Source organism: Saccharomonospora cyanea NA-134, assembly GCF_000244975.1.
In the GTDB taxonomy this organism is placed as follows: Bacteria; Actinomycetota; Actinomycetes; order Mycobacteriales; family Pseudonocardiaceae; genus Saccharomonospora; species Saccharomonospora cyanea.
Genome location: NZ_CM001440.1, coordinates 4,263,301 through 4,280,146 on the forward strand (window position 1 = coordinate 4,263,301; position 16,846 = coordinate 4,280,146).

At 69.8% G+C, this 16,846-nt stretch carries 10 protein-coding genes; 3 read left to right on the forward strand and 7 right to left on the reverse strand.

What is annotated here, in order from left to right; translation table 11 throughout:
• The first annotated feature begins 20 nt into the window (after positions 1–20).
• The gene (locus tag SACCYDRAFT_RS19885; RefSeq protein WP_005458906.1) at positions 21–3,803 is read left to right on the forward strand and encodes an ABC transporter ATP-binding protein; all 3,783 of its coding nucleotides are present in this window, start codon (positions 21–23) and stop codon (positions 3,801–3,803) included.
• Positions 3,804–4,052: 249 nt separating this feature from the next.
• Positions 4,053–7,763 (forward strand): multifunctional oxoglutarate decarboxylase/oxoglutarate dehydrogenase thiamine pyrophosphate-binding subunit/dihydrolipoyllysine-residue succinyltransferase subunit, encoded by a 3,711-nt coding sequence (locus tag SACCYDRAFT_RS19890; RefSeq protein WP_005458907.1) that lies wholly within the window; start codon positions 4,053–4,055, stop codon positions 7,761–7,763.
• Positions 7,764–7,870: 107 nt separating this feature from the next.
• On the opposite strand, the gene SACCYDRAFT_RS19895 is transcribed toward SACCYDRAFT_RS19890, so the two are convergent.
• From SACCYDRAFT_RS19895 to SACCYDRAFT_RS19920, 6 genes are all read right to left on the reverse strand, one after another.
• Positions 7,871–8,605 carry a GNAT family N-acetyltransferase gene (locus tag SACCYDRAFT_RS19895; protein WP_005458908.1) on the reverse strand — a complete coding sequence of 245 codons (735 nt, stop codon included), beginning with the start codon at positions 8,603–8,605 and terminating at the stop codon, positions 7,871–7,873.
• Between the two features lie 191 nt (positions 8,606–8,796).
• Positions 8,797–11,184, reverse strand: a complete 2,388-nt coding sequence (locus SACCYDRAFT_RS19900) for a heavy metal translocating P-type ATPase (RefSeq protein ID WP_005458909.1) — start codon at positions 11,182–11,184, stop codon at positions 8,797–8,799.
• Positions 11,185–11,212: 28 nt separating this feature from the next.
• Positions 11,213–12,130 carry a hypothetical protein gene (locus SACCYDRAFT_RS19905; RefSeq protein WP_005458910.1) on the reverse strand — a complete coding sequence of 306 codons (918 nt, stop codon included), beginning with the start codon at positions 12,128–12,130 and terminating at the stop codon, positions 11,213–11,215.
• 28 nt (positions 12,131–12,158) lie between these two features.
• On the reverse strand, positions 12,159–12,365 hold the full coding sequence (locus SACCYDRAFT_RS19910) for a heavy-metal-associated domain-containing protein (RefSeq protein WP_005458911.1): 207 nt from the start codon (positions 12,363–12,365) through the stop codon (positions 12,159–12,161).
• A 49-nt stretch (positions 12,366–12,414) separates the two neighbouring features.
• The gene (locus tag SACCYDRAFT_RS19915; protein WP_005458912.1) at positions 12,415–12,696 is read right to left on the reverse strand and encodes a metal-sensitive transcriptional regulator; all 282 of its coding nucleotides are present in this window, start codon (positions 12,694–12,696) and stop codon (positions 12,415–12,417) included.
• 220 nt (positions 12,697–12,916) lie between these two features.
• Complete coding sequence (locus SACCYDRAFT_RS19920; protein WP_232283712.1) at positions 12,917–14,473, reverse strand: S8 family peptidase; 1,557 nt, start codon at positions 14,471–14,473, stop codon at positions 12,917–12,919.
• 302 nt (positions 14,474–14,775) lie between these two features.
• Here SACCYDRAFT_RS19920 and SACCYDRAFT_RS19925 point away from each other — a divergent pair, with 302 nt between their 5' ends.
• Positions 14,776–16,197 (forward strand): bis-aminopropyl spermidine synthase family protein, encoded by a 1,422-nt coding sequence (locus SACCYDRAFT_RS19925; protein WP_005458915.1) that lies wholly within the window; start codon positions 14,776–14,778, stop codon positions 16,195–16,197.
• Between the two features lie 10 nt (positions 16,198–16,207).
• Here SACCYDRAFT_RS19925 and SACCYDRAFT_RS19930 read toward each other — a convergent pair whose 3' ends face one another.
• Positions 16,208–16,726 carry a hypothetical protein gene (locus SACCYDRAFT_RS19930; RefSeq protein ID WP_005458916.1) on the reverse strand — a complete coding sequence of 173 codons (519 nt, stop codon included), beginning with the start codon at positions 16,724–16,726 and terminating at the stop codon, positions 16,208–16,210.
• Between the last annotated feature and the right edge of the window lie 120 nt (positions 16,727–16,846).

A 16,846-nucleotide genomic window follows, 5' to 3' on the forward strand; every position in this document is an offset into this window, starting at 1 on the left:
GCCACGAAGAGGGGTCGTGAGTGGAGAGCACAGCATCGGCACTGTCACCCACACACGGCCCCTCCCGCCGTTCCTCCGGCTGGATCCGGCGGCTGACCTCCGCCTGCTGGCGTCACCCGGTACTCGTCGTGCTGGCGCTGTCGGCGGCGGTCGTGGGCGTGGGGCTGCAGGCCGCCGCTCCCCTGCTCGTGCGCGCCGCCGTGGACGACGCGGTCGCGGGTGACACGTCACAACTCGTCGGGTTGGCCGCCGCGCTGGTGGGCCTGCACCTGCTCGCGTTCGGCAGCGCGTTCGCCCGGCGCTACCTCGGCGGCAGACTCGCCCTCGACGTTCAGCACGACCTGCGCCGTGACGTGTTCGCGTCCGTTTCCCGCCTCGACGGCGGTAAGCAGGACTCGATGAAGACCGGCCAGATCGTGTCGCGGGCCATCACCGACCTGCAACTGGTCACCGGGTTCCTCATGCAGGTCCCGCTGTCGGCGGGCTCGGTGGTCTTCGCCCTTCTCGCCCTCGGCGCGATGCTGTGGATGTCGCCGTTGCTCACCCTCATCGCGCTGGTGGTGGCCCCCGCCGTGGGGGTGGTGGTCGCGGTGAGCCGCAAACGCCTGTTCCCCGCCACGTGGTCGGCTCAGCAACGCGCGGCCGACGTCGCCCAGCAGGTCGAGGAGACCGTCACGGGCGTGCGGGTGGTGAAGGGTTTCGGGCAGTCGGCGCGGGAGGTCACCACCCTGTCCGGCCGGGCGCGCAGGCTCTACGCGGAACGGCTGCGCGCGGCTCGCCTCGCGGCCGTCCCGACGGCCACCACCTCGGCACTCCCAGCCGCGGGGCAGGTGGCCGTGCTCGGGGTCGGGGGCGTCCTCGCGCTCCGCGGCGAGATCAGTCTCGGTACGTTTCTGGCTTTCGCCACGTACGTCTCGTCGCTGGTGGGCCCCGCACGGATGCTCGCCAGCCTCGTCGTGCAGGCACAGCTCACCCGGGCCGGGGTCGAGCGCGTGAACGAACTCGTCGACGCGCAGCCGGAGGTCGTCGACCCGGAACACCCCACGCCGGTGCCCGACGGCCCGCTGCCGGTGCACTTCGAGGACGTGCGGTTCGGCTACACGCGTACCGAACCGGTGCTCGACGGGCTGTCGCTTCAGGCTCGCCCCGGCGAGACACTCGCGCTCGTGGGCACCGCGGGGTCGGGGAAGTCGACGATCTCACTGCTGTTGCCCCGCTTCTACGACCCACACGCGGGCACCGTCCGCGTCGGCGGTGTGGACGTGCGCGAGCTCTCCCTGACCGAGCTACGGCGCACCATCGGGGTCGTGTTCGAGGAGGCGTTCCTTTTCTCGACGTCGGTGCGCGAGAACATCGCCTACGGCAGGCCGGACGCAGGCGACGACGAGATCGTGGCCGCCGCGAAGGCGGCCGAGGCGCACGAGTTCATCAGCGCGCTGCCGGACGGCTACGACACCCAGGTCGGCGAGCGCGGGCTCACGCTCTCGGGCGGGCAGCGCCAGCGGCTCGGCCTCGCCCGCGCGTTGCTGACCGACCCTCGGGTGCTGGTGCTCGACGACGCGACGTCGGCCGTGGACACGGTGACCGAGGCCGCGATCCACGACACGCTCCGCAGCGTGACGAGGTCGCGGACCACCATCCTCATCGCGCACCGCCGTTCCACGCTCGCACTCGCCGACCGGATCGCGGTGCTCGACGGCGGCCGGGTGCTGGACGTGGGCACGCACGACGAACTGTGGCAGCGGTGCGGCCTGTTCCGCGACCTCGTCTCCGGACCAGGCGACGACGCCGAGGAGCTCCACCGGCACGACGACCTCGTTCGGGACGACAGCGGTGTCACACCACAGCTCTGGCCTCCGGTGTCCGGGGACGCCTCCGAAGGCTCCGAAGACTCCGAAGACTCCGACGGCACCGATGGCTCCACGAGCGCGGCCGTCAGAGCGGTGGCGACCGGAACGGCCGGCGGGCCGGGCTCCCGCGCCGCTCTCGACCTGCCGCCCACGCCAGAGCTGTTGCACCGCGTGCGGAAGCTGCCCGAGGCCACCGGAGAACCCCGACTGGACGGCGAGGACCCCACGGCACCCGATCCGCACTTCCGGCTGCGAGGGCTGCTCAGACCGGTGCGTTCGCTGCTGGCCGCCGTGGTCGCGCTGGTGGCCGTCGACGCGCTCGCCGCCATCGCCGTGCCCGCGCTGTACGAGCGCGGCGTGGACGACGGTGTCCGGCTGGGTGTGGAGTCCGCCGTCTGGCTGGCCGCGCTCGCGGGGGCTTTCGTGATCGCGGTGGACTGGCTGGCCGTGTACGCGCAGACCCGCGTCACCGCCCGCACCGGTGAGTCGGTGCTCTACCTGCTGCGCGTGCGCAGCTACGCCCATCTGCAGCGACTCGGCCTCGACTACTACGAGCGCGAGCTCGCTGGCCGGATCATGACGAGGATGACCACCGATGTCGACGCGCTGTCGACGTTCCTGCAGACCGGCCTCGCGACCGCGGTGGTGAGTGTGCTGACGCTGGTGGGCATCAGCGTGGCGCTGGTGGTCACCGACGCGAGCCTGGCGCTGTTCGCGTTCGCCGTGCTGCCGGTGCTCGTGGTGGCGACGGTGTTGTTCCGGCGACGCGCCTCCGCCGCCTACTCCGAGGCCAGGGAGCGGGTGAGCGCGGTCAACGCCGACATGCAGGAGAACGTCTCCGGCCTGCGGGTGGCCCAGGCCTACACCCGCGAGCAGCGCTCGGCCGAGCAGTTCGCCTCACGCAGCGACGCCTACCGGCGGTCACGGTTGCGCGCGCAGCGCTACGTCGCGACGTACTTCCCGTTCATCACACTGCTCTCGGGCATCGCGGAGGCTGTCGTGCTGGTGGCCGGCGCGAACCGCGTGGCCGACGGAACCCTCACCGTCGGGGTGCTCATGGCCTTCCTGCTGTACCTGGGCCTGTTCTTCTCGCCCGTGCAGCAGCTTTCGAGCGTGTTCGACGGCTACCAGCAGGCCAAGGTGGGGTTGCGGCGCATCGGCGACCTGCTGCGCACTCCCACGTCGGTACCTCCGCCGGAGAACCCGGTACCGGTACCGGACCGGCTCCGGGGCGACGTGGAACTCGCGGGCGTCGAGTTCCACTACCCGGGCGCGGAGAAGCCCGCGCTGCGGGACGTCGACCTCCGCGTGCCCGCGGGCACCACGGTCGCGCTCGTGGGCGCGACGGGTGCGGGCAAGTCCACGGTGGTGAAGCTGATCGCGCGGTTCTACGACGTCACCCGTGGCCGCGTGTGCCTCGACGGCGTGGACGTGCGCGACTACGACCTGGAACGGCTCAGGGGGCGCGTCGGGGTGGTGCCGCAGGAGTCGCACCTGTTCTCCGGCACGGTGGCCGACAACGTGCGCTACGGCCGTCCCGACGCGAGCGACGCCGAGGTGGAGGCCGCGGTGAGGGCCGTGGGGGCGCTGGACGCCATCGCCGCACTGCCGAACGGATTCCACCAGCAGGTCGGCGAGCGCGGCCGGGCGCTCTCGGCGGGGCAGCGGCAGCTCGTGGCGCTCGCCAGGGCGGAGCTGGTGGACCCGGACGTGCTGTTGCTCGACGAGGCGACGGCCGCTCTCGACCCGGCAACCGAGACGGCGGTGCTGCGGGCCACCGACCGGCTCGCCTCGACCCGCACCACGTTCGTGGTCGCCCACCGGCTGGCCACGGCCGCGCGAGCCGACGTGATCGTGGTGCTCGACCACGGCCGTGTCGTGGAGCAGGGCACCCACGCCGAACTCATCGCGGCGGGCGGGCGCTACGCGCGGATGTGGAGCCACTCAGGCTGAAGGAGTAGAGCGGTCCTTGAGAACGTCCGCAGGAACTGCCACACGAACAAGGAATCCGTACCCAGTTGACGGGTGAGCGCCGCAACGGGTTGTTGTGACAACATTCACCTTATCGATACAGCCCGGTCGAGGGGGTCTTCCTCCCATGTCATGGGCGAGTTCGATGACGCCCGGCGAAACCCGGGGGTTAGCCTGGTAGGCGCGAATTCAGCAAACCAAGATCGAGACGGATAGAGGCGAGTCCTAGCCGTGTCCAGCAGCAGCCCTGCGTCACAGTTCGGCCCCAACGAGTGGCTCGTCGAGGAGATGTACGACCAGTTCCTCGCCGACCCATCCTCAGTCGACGCCGCTTGGCATGAGTTCTTTGCCGACTTCAAACCCACTCAGAGTGCACAGGCGAAGCCGGGCGCAGCAGACGCAGAGCCGAAGCCGTCCGCGAACGGCCAGTCGACGACGCAGACCGAGCCGAAGCCGGCCCCGAAGAAGTCCGAACCGACCGCCGCGGCGCCAAAGGCTCCCGCTCCGAAGGCAGCGCCGAAGCCCGCCCCGAAGAGCGAGCCGAAGCAGTCCTCCGCCGCCACCGCGAGGACGGCTCCGCCCAAGGCCGCCACCGAGCCCGAGCGCAAGCCCCTGCGTGGGGCCGCCGCGGCCATCGCCAGGAACATGGACGCCTCACTGAGCGTCCCCACCGCCACCAGTGTGCGCGCGGTGCCCGCCAAGCTGATGGCGGACAACCGCATCGTCATCAACAACCACCTGAAGCGCACGCGCGGCGGCAAGGTCTCGTACACCCACCTCATCGGGTACGCGATGATCCGGGCTCTGCGGGACTTCCCGAACATGAACCGGCACTACGCGCTGGTCGACGGCAAGCCGCACGTGGTGACGCCGGAGCACGTCAACCTCGGCCTCGCCATCGACATGAAGGGCAAGGACGGGCAGCGCAGCCTGGTCGTGGCCTCCATCAAGAACTGCGAGAACATGACGTTCCTGCAGTTCTGGCAGGCCTACGAGGACATGGTCAAGAAGGCCAGGAACAACAAGCTGACCGCCGACGACTTCGCGGGCACCACGATCTCGCTGACCAACCCCGGCGGCATCGGCACCAACCACTCGGTGCCCCGCCTGCAGGCCGGTCAGGGCGCCATCATCGGCGTCGGTGCGATGCAGTACCCCGCCCACTTCGAGGGCACCAGCGAGCGGACGCTGGTCCAGCTCGGCGTCAGCAAGATCATGACGCTGACCTCGACCTACGACCACCGCATCATCCAGGGCGCGGAGTCCGGTGAGTTCCTGAAGCGTGTCCACGAACTGCTGCTCGGTGGTGACGGCTTCTACGACGACATCTTCACGTCCCTGCGACTGCCGTACGAGCCGGTGCGCTGGGTGGAGGACCTGCCCGAGGGCGAGATCGACAAGACCGCCCGCGTGCTGGAACTCATCGACGCCTACCGGATGCGCGGCCACCTGATGGCCGACACCGACCCGCTGAACTACCGCCAGCGCAGGCACGAGGACCTCGACATCCTGTCCCACGGCCTCACCCTGTGGGACCTCGACCGCGAGTTCGCGGTCGGCGGGTTCGCGGGCAAGGAGCGCATGAAGCTGCGCGACGTGCTCGGTGTCCTGCGCGACTCCTACTGCCGCACGGTGGGCGTGGAGTACACACACATCCTCGACCCGGACGAGCGCCGCTGGATCCAGGAGCGCGTCGAGGTCCCGCACGAGAAGCCGGACCCGGCGGTCCAGAAGTACGTGCTCTCCAAGCTGAACGCGGCCGAGGCGTTCGAGACCTTCCTGCAGACGAAGTACGTCGGGCAGAAGCGGTTCTCGCTGGAGGGCGGCGAGACCGTGATCCCGCTGCTCGACACGGTGCTGGACAAGGCCGCCGAGCACCAGCTCGACGAGGTCGTCATCGGTATGCCACACCGAGGCAGGCTGAACGTGCTGGCCAACATCGTGGGCAAGCCGATATCGCAGATCTTCCAGGAGTTCGAGGGCAACCTCGACCCCGGCCAGGCGCACGGCTCCGGCGACGTGAAGTACCACCTCGGCGCGGAGGGCAAGTACTTCCGCATGTTCGGCGACGGCGAGACCAAGGTGTCGCTGACCGCCAACCCGTCCCACCTGGAGACCGTCGACCCGGTGCTGGAAGGCATCGTGCGGGCCAAGCAGGACCTGCTCGACAAGGGCGACCGCGAGACGGGCGGCTTCACCGTGTTGCCGGTGCTGCTGCACGGCGACGCCGCGTTCGCGGGTCAGGGCGTGGTGGCCGAGACACTGAACCTGGCGCTGCTGCGCGGCTACCGCACCGGCGGCACCGTCCACGTCATCATCAACAACCAGGTCGGCTTCACCACCGCGCCCGAACACGCGCGCTCGTCGCAGTACGCCACCGACGTGGCGAAGATGATCGGTGCGCCGATCTTCCACGTCAACGGCGACGACCCCGAGGCCGCGTACTGGGTCGCGCGGCTGGCCGTGGACTACCGCCAGGCGTTCAACAAGGACGTCGTGATCGACATGATCTGCTACCGGCGGCGCGGCCACAACGAGGGCGACGACCCGTCGATGACGCAGCCCGGCATGTACGACATCATCGACGCCAAGCGCAGCGTCCGGAAGACCTACACCGAGGCGCTGATCGGTCGCGGCGACATCTCCATGGAGGAGGCGGAAGCCGCGCTGCGCGACTTCTCCAGCCAGTTGGAGCACGTGTTCAACGAGGTCAGGGAGCTGGAGAAGCACCCGATCGCGCCGAGCCCGTCCGTGGAGCAACGGCAGCAGGTGCCCGCGCAGGTGCCGACCGCCGTCGACCGCGAGGTCGTCGAGCGCATCGGCGACGCGTTCGTCTCCCTGCCCGAGGGCTTCACCCCGCACCCCAGGGTCAAGCCGGTACTGGAGCGGCGGAGGAAGATGTCCCGCGAGGGCGGCATCGACTGGGCGTTCGGTGAGCTGCTCGCGTTCGGTTCGCTGGCGATGGAGGGCAGGCTCGTCCGCCTGTCCGGCCAGGACTCCCGTCGCGGCACGTTCACCCAGCGGCACTCGGTGCTCATCGACCGCAAGACGGGCGAGGAGTACGCGCCGCTGCAGAACCTGTCCGAGGACCAGGGCCGCGTGATGATCTACGACTCGGCGCTGTCCGAGTACGCGGCCGTCGGCTTCGAGTACGGCTACTCGGTGGCCAACTCCGAGGCGCTGGTGATGTGGGAGGCACAGTTCGGCGACTTCGTCAACGGTGCCCAGACCGTCATCGACGAGTACATCTCGTCCGGTGAGGCCAAGTGGGGCCAGCTCTCCGACGTCGTGCTGCTGCTGCCGCACGGCCACGAGGGTCAGGGGCCCGACCACACGTCCGGCCGCATCGAGCGGTTCCTCCAACTCTGCGCGGAGCACTCGATGACGGTGGCGGTGCCGTCGACCCCGGCGAACTACTTCCACCTGCTGCGCCGCCACGCCCTCGACGGCGTCAACCGGCCGCTGATCGTGTTCACCCCGAAGTCGATGCTGCGCAACAAGGCGGCGACCTCGGCCGTGGAGGACTTCACCGGCAACTCGAAGTTCCTGTCGGTCATCGGTGACACCGAGGTGGACCCGGCCAAGACCCGCAAGGTGCTGCTCACGTCGGGCAAGCTCTACTGGGAGCTGGTGGCCGAGCGGCGGAAGCGCGAGGCGAACGACGTGGCGATCGTGCGCGTCGAGCAGTACTACCCGCTGCCGAAGAAGAAGCTGCTCGCCGAGATGGAGCGCTACAGCGGCGCCGAGGTCGTGTGGGTGCAGGAGGAGCCGGAGAACCAGGGCGCCTGGCCGTTCTTCGGGTTGAACCTTCCGCGCAGGCTGCCGGAGGCGTTCTCGAACCTCCAGGTGGTGGCGCGCCGGCCCATGGCGGCTCCCTCGGCCGGTTCGTCGAAGGTGCACGAGGTCGAGCAGAAGGCGCTCATCGCCAAGGCGTTCGAGTAAGCCGGAGATCGGCGACGGACAACCGACACGGTGGCGGCGGTACCTGGACGGTGCCGCCGCCACCGGCGTTTCCGGCCGCTAGCCCGGGCGTCCCTTGAGAACGCGGGCTAAGGCATCTCCGGCGCGCGGCCTCGGCCGTCAGGCGTGCGGAACCCCCGGAAGGTCACGTGCTTCCGGGTCTCGAACCCGAGCCTTTCGTAGAGGCCGATCGCGCTGGTGTTCGCCTCGGCCACGTGCAGGAAGGGACGTTCGTCGCGAGCCACGACACGCGCGACGAGCGCACCGACCAGGCGCGCCGCGAGGCCTCGCCCGCGGGCCTCGGGAGCGGTGCAGACGGCGCTGATCTCGGTCCACCCCGGCGGCCGGAGGCGTTCCCCCGCCATCGCCACCAACGTGCCGTTGTCGCGGACGCCGAGATAGGTGCCGAGTTCGTGGGTGCGTGGCCAGAACGGTCCCGGCCGGGTCCGCGCGACGAGGTCGAGCATCTCGGGCACGCTGTCCGCGCCCAGTTCGACCACATCGGTGCCGTCCCCGGCTGGTGGGTCACCGGGCCGGCTTCTGCCGGGCCAGATCATCTGGCGGCCTTGGAGGACGAAGACCGGCTCCCAGTCCGACGGCGGTATCGCCGGATGGCTGAACATGTCGGCGACCTCGCCCGGCCCGAGCAGCCGAGCGAGGTCGGCCCACTCTCCCGGATCGGGGTCGGCGCTCACCGCGGAGAAGGTCGCGACCTCCGGCACGTAGGTGGCGGCCCGGCCGAGTCGGCGCGCGAGATGTGCGTGGTGACCTCGGAGTGACTCGCCCACCGGGTCGGCGAGTGCGGCGACGTCTCGGTCCACCATCGTGCTGCACCTCTTGTGGCGTGGGGGTTCTCATCGAGTCGGCTCGGTTCCGCTCGTGCGGACAGGCTGCGAGACCCGCGTGCGGATGCGGGAGAAGTCCCGCACCCCGCGCCTACCGGACGCCCCGCACAGCGGTTGTCGTCGGCCTGCGTGAGCCGTGACGTTCACGCAGGCCGGCGACAAGGCGGTCCTCAGACGGAGACGGGCTCCTTCGCCTCTTCCGCTTTCGCGCCGCTGTCGGCGACCGCACTCGCCGTGGCCGTGCCGCGGAAACCCTTGAGCCGCAGGCTGTTGCTGACCACGAAGACCGAGCTGAACGCCATCGCGGCCCCGGCGAGCATCGGGTTGAGCAGACCCGCCGCCGCCAGAGGCAGCGCCGCGACGTTGTAGGCGAAAGCCCAGAACAGGTTGCCCTTGATCGTGGCCAGTGTGCGGCGGGAGAGCCGGATGGCGTCGGCCGCGACACGCAGGTCGCCCCGGACGAGGGTGAGGTCGCTCGCCTCGATGGCCACGTCCGTACCGGTTCCCATGGCCAGCCCGAGGTCGGCCTGGGCGAGCGCGGCGGCGTCGTTGACCCCGTCGCCGACCATCGCGACCACCCTGCCTTCGGACTGCAGCCGCCTGACGACGTCCAGCTTGTCCTTCGGCAGCACCTCGGCGATCACCTCGTCGATGCCGACCTCCGCGGCGACCGCCCTGGCCACGGCCTCGTTGTCACCCGTCAGCAGCACGGGCTTCAGGCCGAGGGCACGTAGCTGGGAGACCGCTTCCGCCGACGTGGGCTTGACCGTGTCGGCCACCACGAGGATCGCCCTGGCCCTGCCGTCCCACCCCACGGCGACGGCGGTGCGCCCCTGACGCTCGGCCTCCGCCTTCGCTTCCGCCAGCTGCGCGGGCAGGTGCTGACTCCAGTCGTCCAGCAACGCGGTTCGCCCGACCAGCACGGCCCGGCCGTCCACGACGCCCTGAACACCGAGCCCCTCGACATTGGTGAAGCTTTCGGGCGTGGCGAGGGAACCGACGCGGTCGGCCGCACCCTGGGCGATGGCGCGGGCGATCGGATGCTCGGAGGCGTTCTCCAGCGCACCGGCGAGGCGCAACACCTCGTCGGCGTCCTCGCCCTCGGCGAGGTGGACGTCGACCAAAGCCATCACACCGGTGGTGACGGTGCCGGTCTTGTCCAGCACGACCGTGTCGACCCGCCGCGTCGATTCGAGCACCTCAGGACCCTTGATCAGGATGCCGAGCTGGGCACCGCGCCCGGTGCCCACGAGCAGTGCGGTGGGCGTGGCCAGACCCAACGCGCACGGGCAGGCGATGATGAGGACCGCGACGGCCGCGGTGAACGCCGCCGAGGTCGAGGCTCCGGCGCCGAGCCAGAACGCGAGCGTTCCCACCGCCAACGCGATGACGACCGGCACGAACACCCCGGAGATCCGGTCCGCGAGACGCTGCACGGCCGCCTTGCCGGTCTGCGCGTCCTCCACCAGCTTGGCCATCTGGGCCAGCTGTGTGTCCGCGCCCACCCTGCCGGCCCGCACCACCAGGCGTCCGCCGGAGTTCACCGTCGCACCCACGACGGTGTCACCGGGCCCGACCTCCACGGGCACCGACTCGCCGGTGAGCATGCTGGCGTCGACCGCGGAGGTGCCCTCCTCCACCACGCCGTCGGTGGCGATCTTCTCTCCGGGCCGCACGAGGAACACCTCGCCCACCTGGAGCTGATCGACCGGGATGCGCACTTCTGTGCCGTCACGCAGGACGGCGACTTCCTTGGCTCCCAGTTCCAGCAGTGACCTCAGCGCCGCCCCGGCCCGCCGTTTCGACCGGGCCTCGAAGTAGCGGCCGGCCAGGATGAAGGTGGTCACGCCCGCGGCGACCTCGAGATAGATGTTGCCGTCACCACTGACCCGCTCGATGGTCAGCTCGAACGGGTGTGTCATCCCGGGCACGCCCGCGCTGCCGAACAGCAGCGCGTACAGCGACCAGGCGAACGCGGCGAGCGTGCCCATCGACACCAGCGTGTCCATCGTGGCCGCACCGTGGCGCAGGTTCGTCCACGCCGCCCGGTGGAACGGCCACGCCGCCCAGGTCACCACGGGAGCGGCCAGGGTCAGCGAGATCCACTGCCAGTACTCGAACTGCAACGCCGGAACCATCGCCATCAGCACCACCGGCACCGAGAGCACGGCGGCCCCGACGAGCCGCTGCCGGAGCGACCGGGTGGGGTCGCCGTGCTCGTCGACACCGGACGCACCGTCGGCGCTACCGGCACTGCCGCCTTCGTCGGCGCCGTGTGGGGACTCCACCGGCCGCGGGAGCTCGGCGGTGTAACCGGCGGCCTCGACCGTGCTGACGAGCTCACCCGGGTCCAACTCCGCGGGGAAGACGACCTTCGCCTTCTCCGTGGCGTAGTTGACGGTCGCCGTGACTCCGTCGAGCTTGTTGAGCTTGCGCTCGACGCGGTTGGCGCACGACGCGCACGTCATACCACCGATCGAGAGCTCGATGTCCCGGGTGGCCGGGACGTCGGCTGCGACCCCGGCCGTGACGCTGCCTGTTGCGACGTCGGAACTCAATGTCCACTCCTCCAGATCGAACGGCGGCTCAGCGACCGTGTCCGTGACCGGTACCCGGCGCGCCCTGGGTGTTCACCGTGAACTCGGCCGTGCGGACCGTGCCCTCGTGCCGGAAGTCGAGGAACAGCCGGTAGGTTCCCGCGGACGGCACCTCCGCGGCGAACCCGATGTCCCCCTCGGATGTTTCTTCGGGGGTCTCCCCGTGCCCGCCCGGATGGACGTGCAGGTACGCGAGGTCCCCTTCGCGCAACGCGACGAGGTGACCGTCCGCGCCCAGGTACGGTTCGAGGTCTGTGACGGGCCTGCCGTCCTTGCTGATGCTCGTGGTGACCGACGAGGTCCGCCCGGGCACCAGCTCGCCGTCGAGCCGCACCTCGTAGCCGTCGACGTGCGCGACCCGCGAGGGTTCGTGGTGCACCGGCTGGAAGTCGCCCGGCACGGCCAGGTCCACCCCCAGCGTCATCGACTCTCCCCCTGCCGGGGTGAAGTCGGCGAACGCGCGGTAGCTTCCCGCCTCGCCGACCGTGATCGGCACGCTCCACGTGCCGTCATCGCTCATCACCGGATGGACGTGCTGGAAGTGGCTCGCGTCGCGCCGCACCAGGATGAGATGCATCCGTTTGGCGTGTTCGACGTCGAACCGCGTCACCGCCTCGCCGTCCGGTCCGCCGATCCGGAAGGCGAAGGTGTTCTCCTCGCCCGAGGCGAGCGTCGTGCTGGTGGGCGTGAGGGTGTAACCGCCCCTCGACGACGCCAGCCCCTCGGGCAGGTGCCGAGTCGCTCCCGCGACGGTGCCGCTGTGGACGTCCCCGTGCGCGGCGTCCTCGCCACCGCGCACACCGGCCTCGCCGGCGAAGGGACCGACAGCCGCGCCGACCACCCAGCCGCCCACGGCGACCAGGGCCAGCGACACACCGTAGGCGGAGAGCCTGGCTGCTGTGTTCATGGCGTACCCGTTCTCTGCGGCGCCCGGATCAGGCGCTCAACGTGTAACCGGCCTCTTCGACTGCCTTGCGGACGTCGTCGACGGCGAGCTCGCGCTCACTGGTGACGGTCACCCTGCCCGTGGGCAGGTCCACCGCGACGTCCGCGACGCCCGCGATCTCGCGGACCTCCTCACTCACCGAGCTGGCGCAGTGGCCGCAGGTCATGCCGGTCACGGTGTAGGTCTGCTCGACCATGTCGTCGATCCTTTCGTGGTCGTACTACGGGCAGGGAACGGTTTCGAACTCAGGAGCGCACCAACCGCGCGATGGCGTCGCTGGCTTCCTTCACCTTCGCGTCCGCGGTCTCGCCGCCCTCGGCGATCGCCTCGGCGACACAGTGCCGCAGGTGCTCGTCCATCAGCCCGAGGGACACGGCCTGCAGTGCCTTGGTCGCCGCCGCGATCTGCGTGAGCACGTCGATGCAGTACTCGTCGTTCTCGACCATGCGCTGCAGTCCGCGGATCTGCCCCTCGATCCGGCGCAATCGCTTCAGGTACGCGTCCTTGTCTTCCGTGTATCCCCGCATCTGACACTCCTTGCCTCGTCGACACCGCCTTTCGAGGTTACCCCGTACCCGTATATCCGAGTCCGGTCTCGGCGTCGTCGACACACTTCTTTATACCCTAGGGGGGTAGGGCATTGTCAACGTGGTTCGCCCGAACGTGAGCACGAGAAAGGGCCCGCCCGCACCGGCAGCGCAGCCGGTGCGGGCGGGCCCTTCCCTAAAGAAGCCGGTCAGCCCCCGATCACGGGGTCAGCGTCCAGCTGTTGATGTAGCCGGTGTCGCCGTAGTAGACGTCGGTCACCCGAAGCTGCCAGGTGCCGTCGGCCGGGGAGCTCGACGCGTCGACCGTGTAGGTCTCCGTCACGTTGTCCCGCGAGTCCCAACCGGAGTTCTTGAGGCGGTGGGTGGTGCCGTCGGGAGCCACCAGGTCGATCCGCAGGTCACCGCGGTAGGTGTGCCGGATGTCCACCGCCACCGTGGTGGTGCTGGAGGCGGCGCGGTCACAGCCGCTGACGGTCACGGAGCTGGTCACGGTGCGGCCGTCGACGATGTTCACGTCGGCGCCGTTCGTGACCGGGTCGCACTCGGTGGGCTCGGGCTCGGGGTCGGGGCCGGGCTCGGTGCCACCGCTGCCCGTGTACAGCAGCACGTTGGGCGAACCGCTGCCCGGGTTTCCGACAGCGCCGCTGGTGCCGTTCTCCACCAGGGCGTCACGCACCTGCTGCGGCGTGGCCGACGGGTTGTCCGCCAGGTACAGCGCCGCCGCGCCCGCCACGTGCGGCGTGGCCATCGAGGTGCCGCTGATGGTGTTGGAGTCGGAGTCACTGCCGATCCACGCGGACGTGATGCTGCTGCCGGGCGCGAAGATGTCGAGGCAGGTACCGACGTTGGAGAAGCTGGAACGAGCGTCGGTGCTCGTGGTGGAGCCGACGGTGATGGCTTCCCGCGTCCTCGCGGGCGAGGTGTTGCAGGCGTTGGCGCCGTAGTCGTTGCCCGCTGCCAGCGCGTAGGTCACACCCGCGTTGATCGAGCGGCGCACCGCGTCGTCCACGGCGGTGGAGGCCCCGCCGCCCAGGCTCATGTTCGCCACGGCCGGGCCCGAAGCGTTCTCGGTCACCCAGTCGATGCCGGCGATCACGCCGTCGTAGGAACCCGAACCCGCGCAGTCGAGCACCCGCACACCGATCAGCTCGACTCCCTTGGCGACACCGTAGGAGCTGCCGCCGATCGTGCCGGCCACGTGGGTGCCGTGCCCGTTGCAGTCGTCGGCGTTGCTGTCGTTGTCGACGAAGTCGTACCCGTGGCGCGCCCTGCCGTCGAAGTCGTCGTGCGAGATCCGGATGCCCGTGTCGATGACGTACGCCTCGACGTTCGACGCCGTGGTGGAGTAGCTGTAGGTGTCGTCGAGCGGCAGGTCCCGCTGGTCGATCCGGTCGAGCCCCCACGACGGCGGGTTCGTCTGGTCGGCCATGGTGTGGAAGACGCGGTTCTGCTCCACGTAGGCGACGCGGGGGTCGGCCGCCGCGCGCTTGGCCATGGTTTCGCTCATCGTCGCCGAGAAGCCGTGGAGCGCGCTGTCGTAGACGTGTTCCACGTCGGCGCCGTGCCGGTCGGCGACGTCGGAGACCGTCGACCCGTCCTTCAACACGACGATGTAGCTGTTGTCGATGGCGCCTTCGGCTTCGGCGCCCAGAATCGTGCCCTCCTGGGCCGCGGCGGGGAGGGTCGCTCCCAACACGGTCAGGGCGGCGACCCCGGCGGTGATTCCGACACCGGCAAGGGATCTGCCGTTGAACATTCGGTGACCTCGCACGTTTCCTCCTACACGTTCCGGTGAACGTTGGCGGAAAACGTAAGCGCGAAACTTCCCAACAGGTAGCTCTTGCCTTACCCGGGCACAAAAGGTAACCAGCCCGCTCCGAACCGTCGGCGAAGGGGCAGAACCACTCTGTTGGTCCGCTTCGAAAGTAGGGGCGGCACCCTACTTCGGACGCGATCCGTTCGCTTCCGGCGACTACTCCGCTGTGATGTGCCACACTCCCGGCAACCTGCGGGCACCTCCCGGCGTACGCGTACTCCCGCGGCTCTAGGCTCGCTGTTGTGGATCTCGGCGTGTTCGCACGGCAACACCGGCTGGCCATCACTCTCCTGGCGGAAGGCTGGTCGCGGTTCGACGACCTCGTGCGCGAAACCGGGCTGCCCCGGCGTTCGGCGGAGGACCTGCTCGCCGAACTCGGCGACGACGTCGAACGCGACCGCACGGCACTGCGGCTGCGCCCGGGCACCGAGGAGAAATGGCTCGACCACGTCGGACGGCAGGCGACGCCGCCCACCGACCTCGCGGCCAGGATCGAGGCGCACCTCGCCGACGTGCCGCCGCCACTGCCCGCACTCGACCACGTCCAGGCGACCGCGGACACCGTGCTGCGCCGGGCCCTGTGGTTGGACGAGCACTACGACCTCGGTCGGGTGAAGACCGTCTTCGTCGGTGACCACGACCTGACCTCACTGGCCGTCCGGGAGTTGCGCCCCGACGCCGACCTTGCCGTGGTGGACGTCGACGACCGAGTGCTGGAGCACATCGACCGGCGGAGCCGTGGCACGGTCCGTACCGTCCACGCGGACCTGCGGTTCGGACTGCCCCGAGCGGTGGCGGGCACCGCGGACGTCGTCTTCAGCGACCCGCCGTACACGCCGGAGGGCATGGCGTTGTTCGCGTCTCGGGCCGTCGAGTGCCTCGCCGAACCCACGAGCGGTCGCGTGCTGCTCGCCTACGGCTACAGCCGTCGCCATCCCACACTCGGCCACCAGACCCAGAGGGCGCTGCTGAACCTGGGACTCACGTTCGAGGCGATCGTGCCGGGTTTCCACCGCTACCACGGTGCTCAGGCCATCGGCAGTTCCGCGGACCTCTACGTCTGCCACCCCACACCGCGCGCCCGGAGGAAGGCCAAGGGTGCGCAGGCCATCTACACCCACGGTCCCCGGTCGGTGGAAGCCGAAGGTACCGCCAGCGCGACGCGGGAAACCCTCGCCGCGCTGACAGCCCTCGCGGGCGAAGACGGGAGGAAGGTCACGGAGGCGGCCCCCGACTGGACGAAGCCGATCACGGCCGAACCCGGAACCGCTGTGACCCTGGATCTGTCGGGCGATCCCGGCCCGTGGTTGGCGCGGGTGTTGCTGGCAGTGAACGCCGAGAGGGTGGCGGCGCTGGTTCCCAACGCACACCCCGATCTCGTCGACGCCGCCTCACAGGCCGCACTGATCAAGCTCGTGGCTTGCAAGTACCGGCTGCGGCTGCTGCGCAGCACACCCGACAACAAACATGCCGTGGTGGTCGCCGACCGGATGGAAGGCGCCTCGGCCGCGCGTCCGGTGTGGACCCGGGCACACGCGCGGCTCGGCAACGTCTGGACCCAGGCGCCCGCCGATCTGTCCGAGCTACGACTGATCGACCTGCCACGGCACCGGATCGTCGAGGTCCTCCGTCGACTGACGGCGGAGGACTCGACGCCGAACTAGGATTGCCGGACTAGAACTTGCGGCTCGCCGGCAACGCCAGCAACAGCAGAGTCACGGCGCCGAGCACGAGGGACAACAGGCCGGCGCCGCCTTCGGACATGATCAACGCGACGAGGTTGATCACAATGCCGACACCGGTCGCGGCGAACAGCACGGGTGTCCTGCACTTCAGGGCCATGACACCGCCCCAGATGTAGACACCACCCACGAGCAGCGACACGAGGCCCAGGATCATGATCATGTTCCCGAAGCCCGTGCCCGTGTCGAACGTCGATTCGAGGTCGCCGACCACCGAGCCACCGAGAATCCACAGCAGACCGCCGATGATCTCGAAGCCGGACGTCACGAACCCGAGGACCGCCGCGCCCGTGAGCGTGCCCGGCCGTTCCCGACCGCCCATGTTGACGTCGCTCGCCATCGGGCTGGCAGGCAGCGGACTGGCCGGCGGCATCGGAGCGGGAGGCATCGACTGCATGTTGGGCTGCTGCGACCCCTGCGGATAGCCGGGACCGTTAGGGCCTACCGACATCGTTCTCCTTATCTCAGGCAGCACCCTGCGTGCTGCGGACGCCGCAGCATAACCCGTCGAACTGACTGTCAATCCCCTATTAGATGAAAAAGGGGCGGCCGGTAGTCCGAACCCACCGGC

Excerpts from the sequence above, each read along its gene's own strand:
- SACCYDRAFT_RS19895 (WP_005458908.1), bottom strand. The coding sequence starts at position 8,605 with ATGGTGGACCGAGACGTCGCCGCACTCGCCGACCCGGTGGGCGAGTCA.
- SACCYDRAFT_RS19905 (WP_005458910.1), bottom strand. The coding sequence starts at position 12,130 with ATGAACACAGCAGCCAGGCTCTCCGCCTACGGTGTGTCGCTGGCCCTG.
- SACCYDRAFT_RS19910 (WP_005458911.1), bottom strand. The coding sequence starts at position 12,365 with ATGGTCGAGCAGACCTACACCGTGACCGGCATGACCTGCGGCCACTGC.
- SACCYDRAFT_RS19915 (WP_005458912.1), bottom strand. The coding sequence starts at position 12,696 with ATGCGGGGATACACGGAAGACAAGGACGCGTACCTGAAGCGATTGCGC.
- SACCYDRAFT_RS19920 (WP_232283712.1), bottom strand. The coding sequence starts at position 14,473 with ATGTTCAACGGCAGATCCCTTGCCGGTGTCGGAATCACCGCCGGGGTC.
- SACCYDRAFT_RS19930 (WP_005458916.1), bottom strand. The coding sequence starts at position 16,726 with ATGTCGGTAGGCCCTAACGGTCCCGGCTATCCGCAGGGGTCGCAGCAG.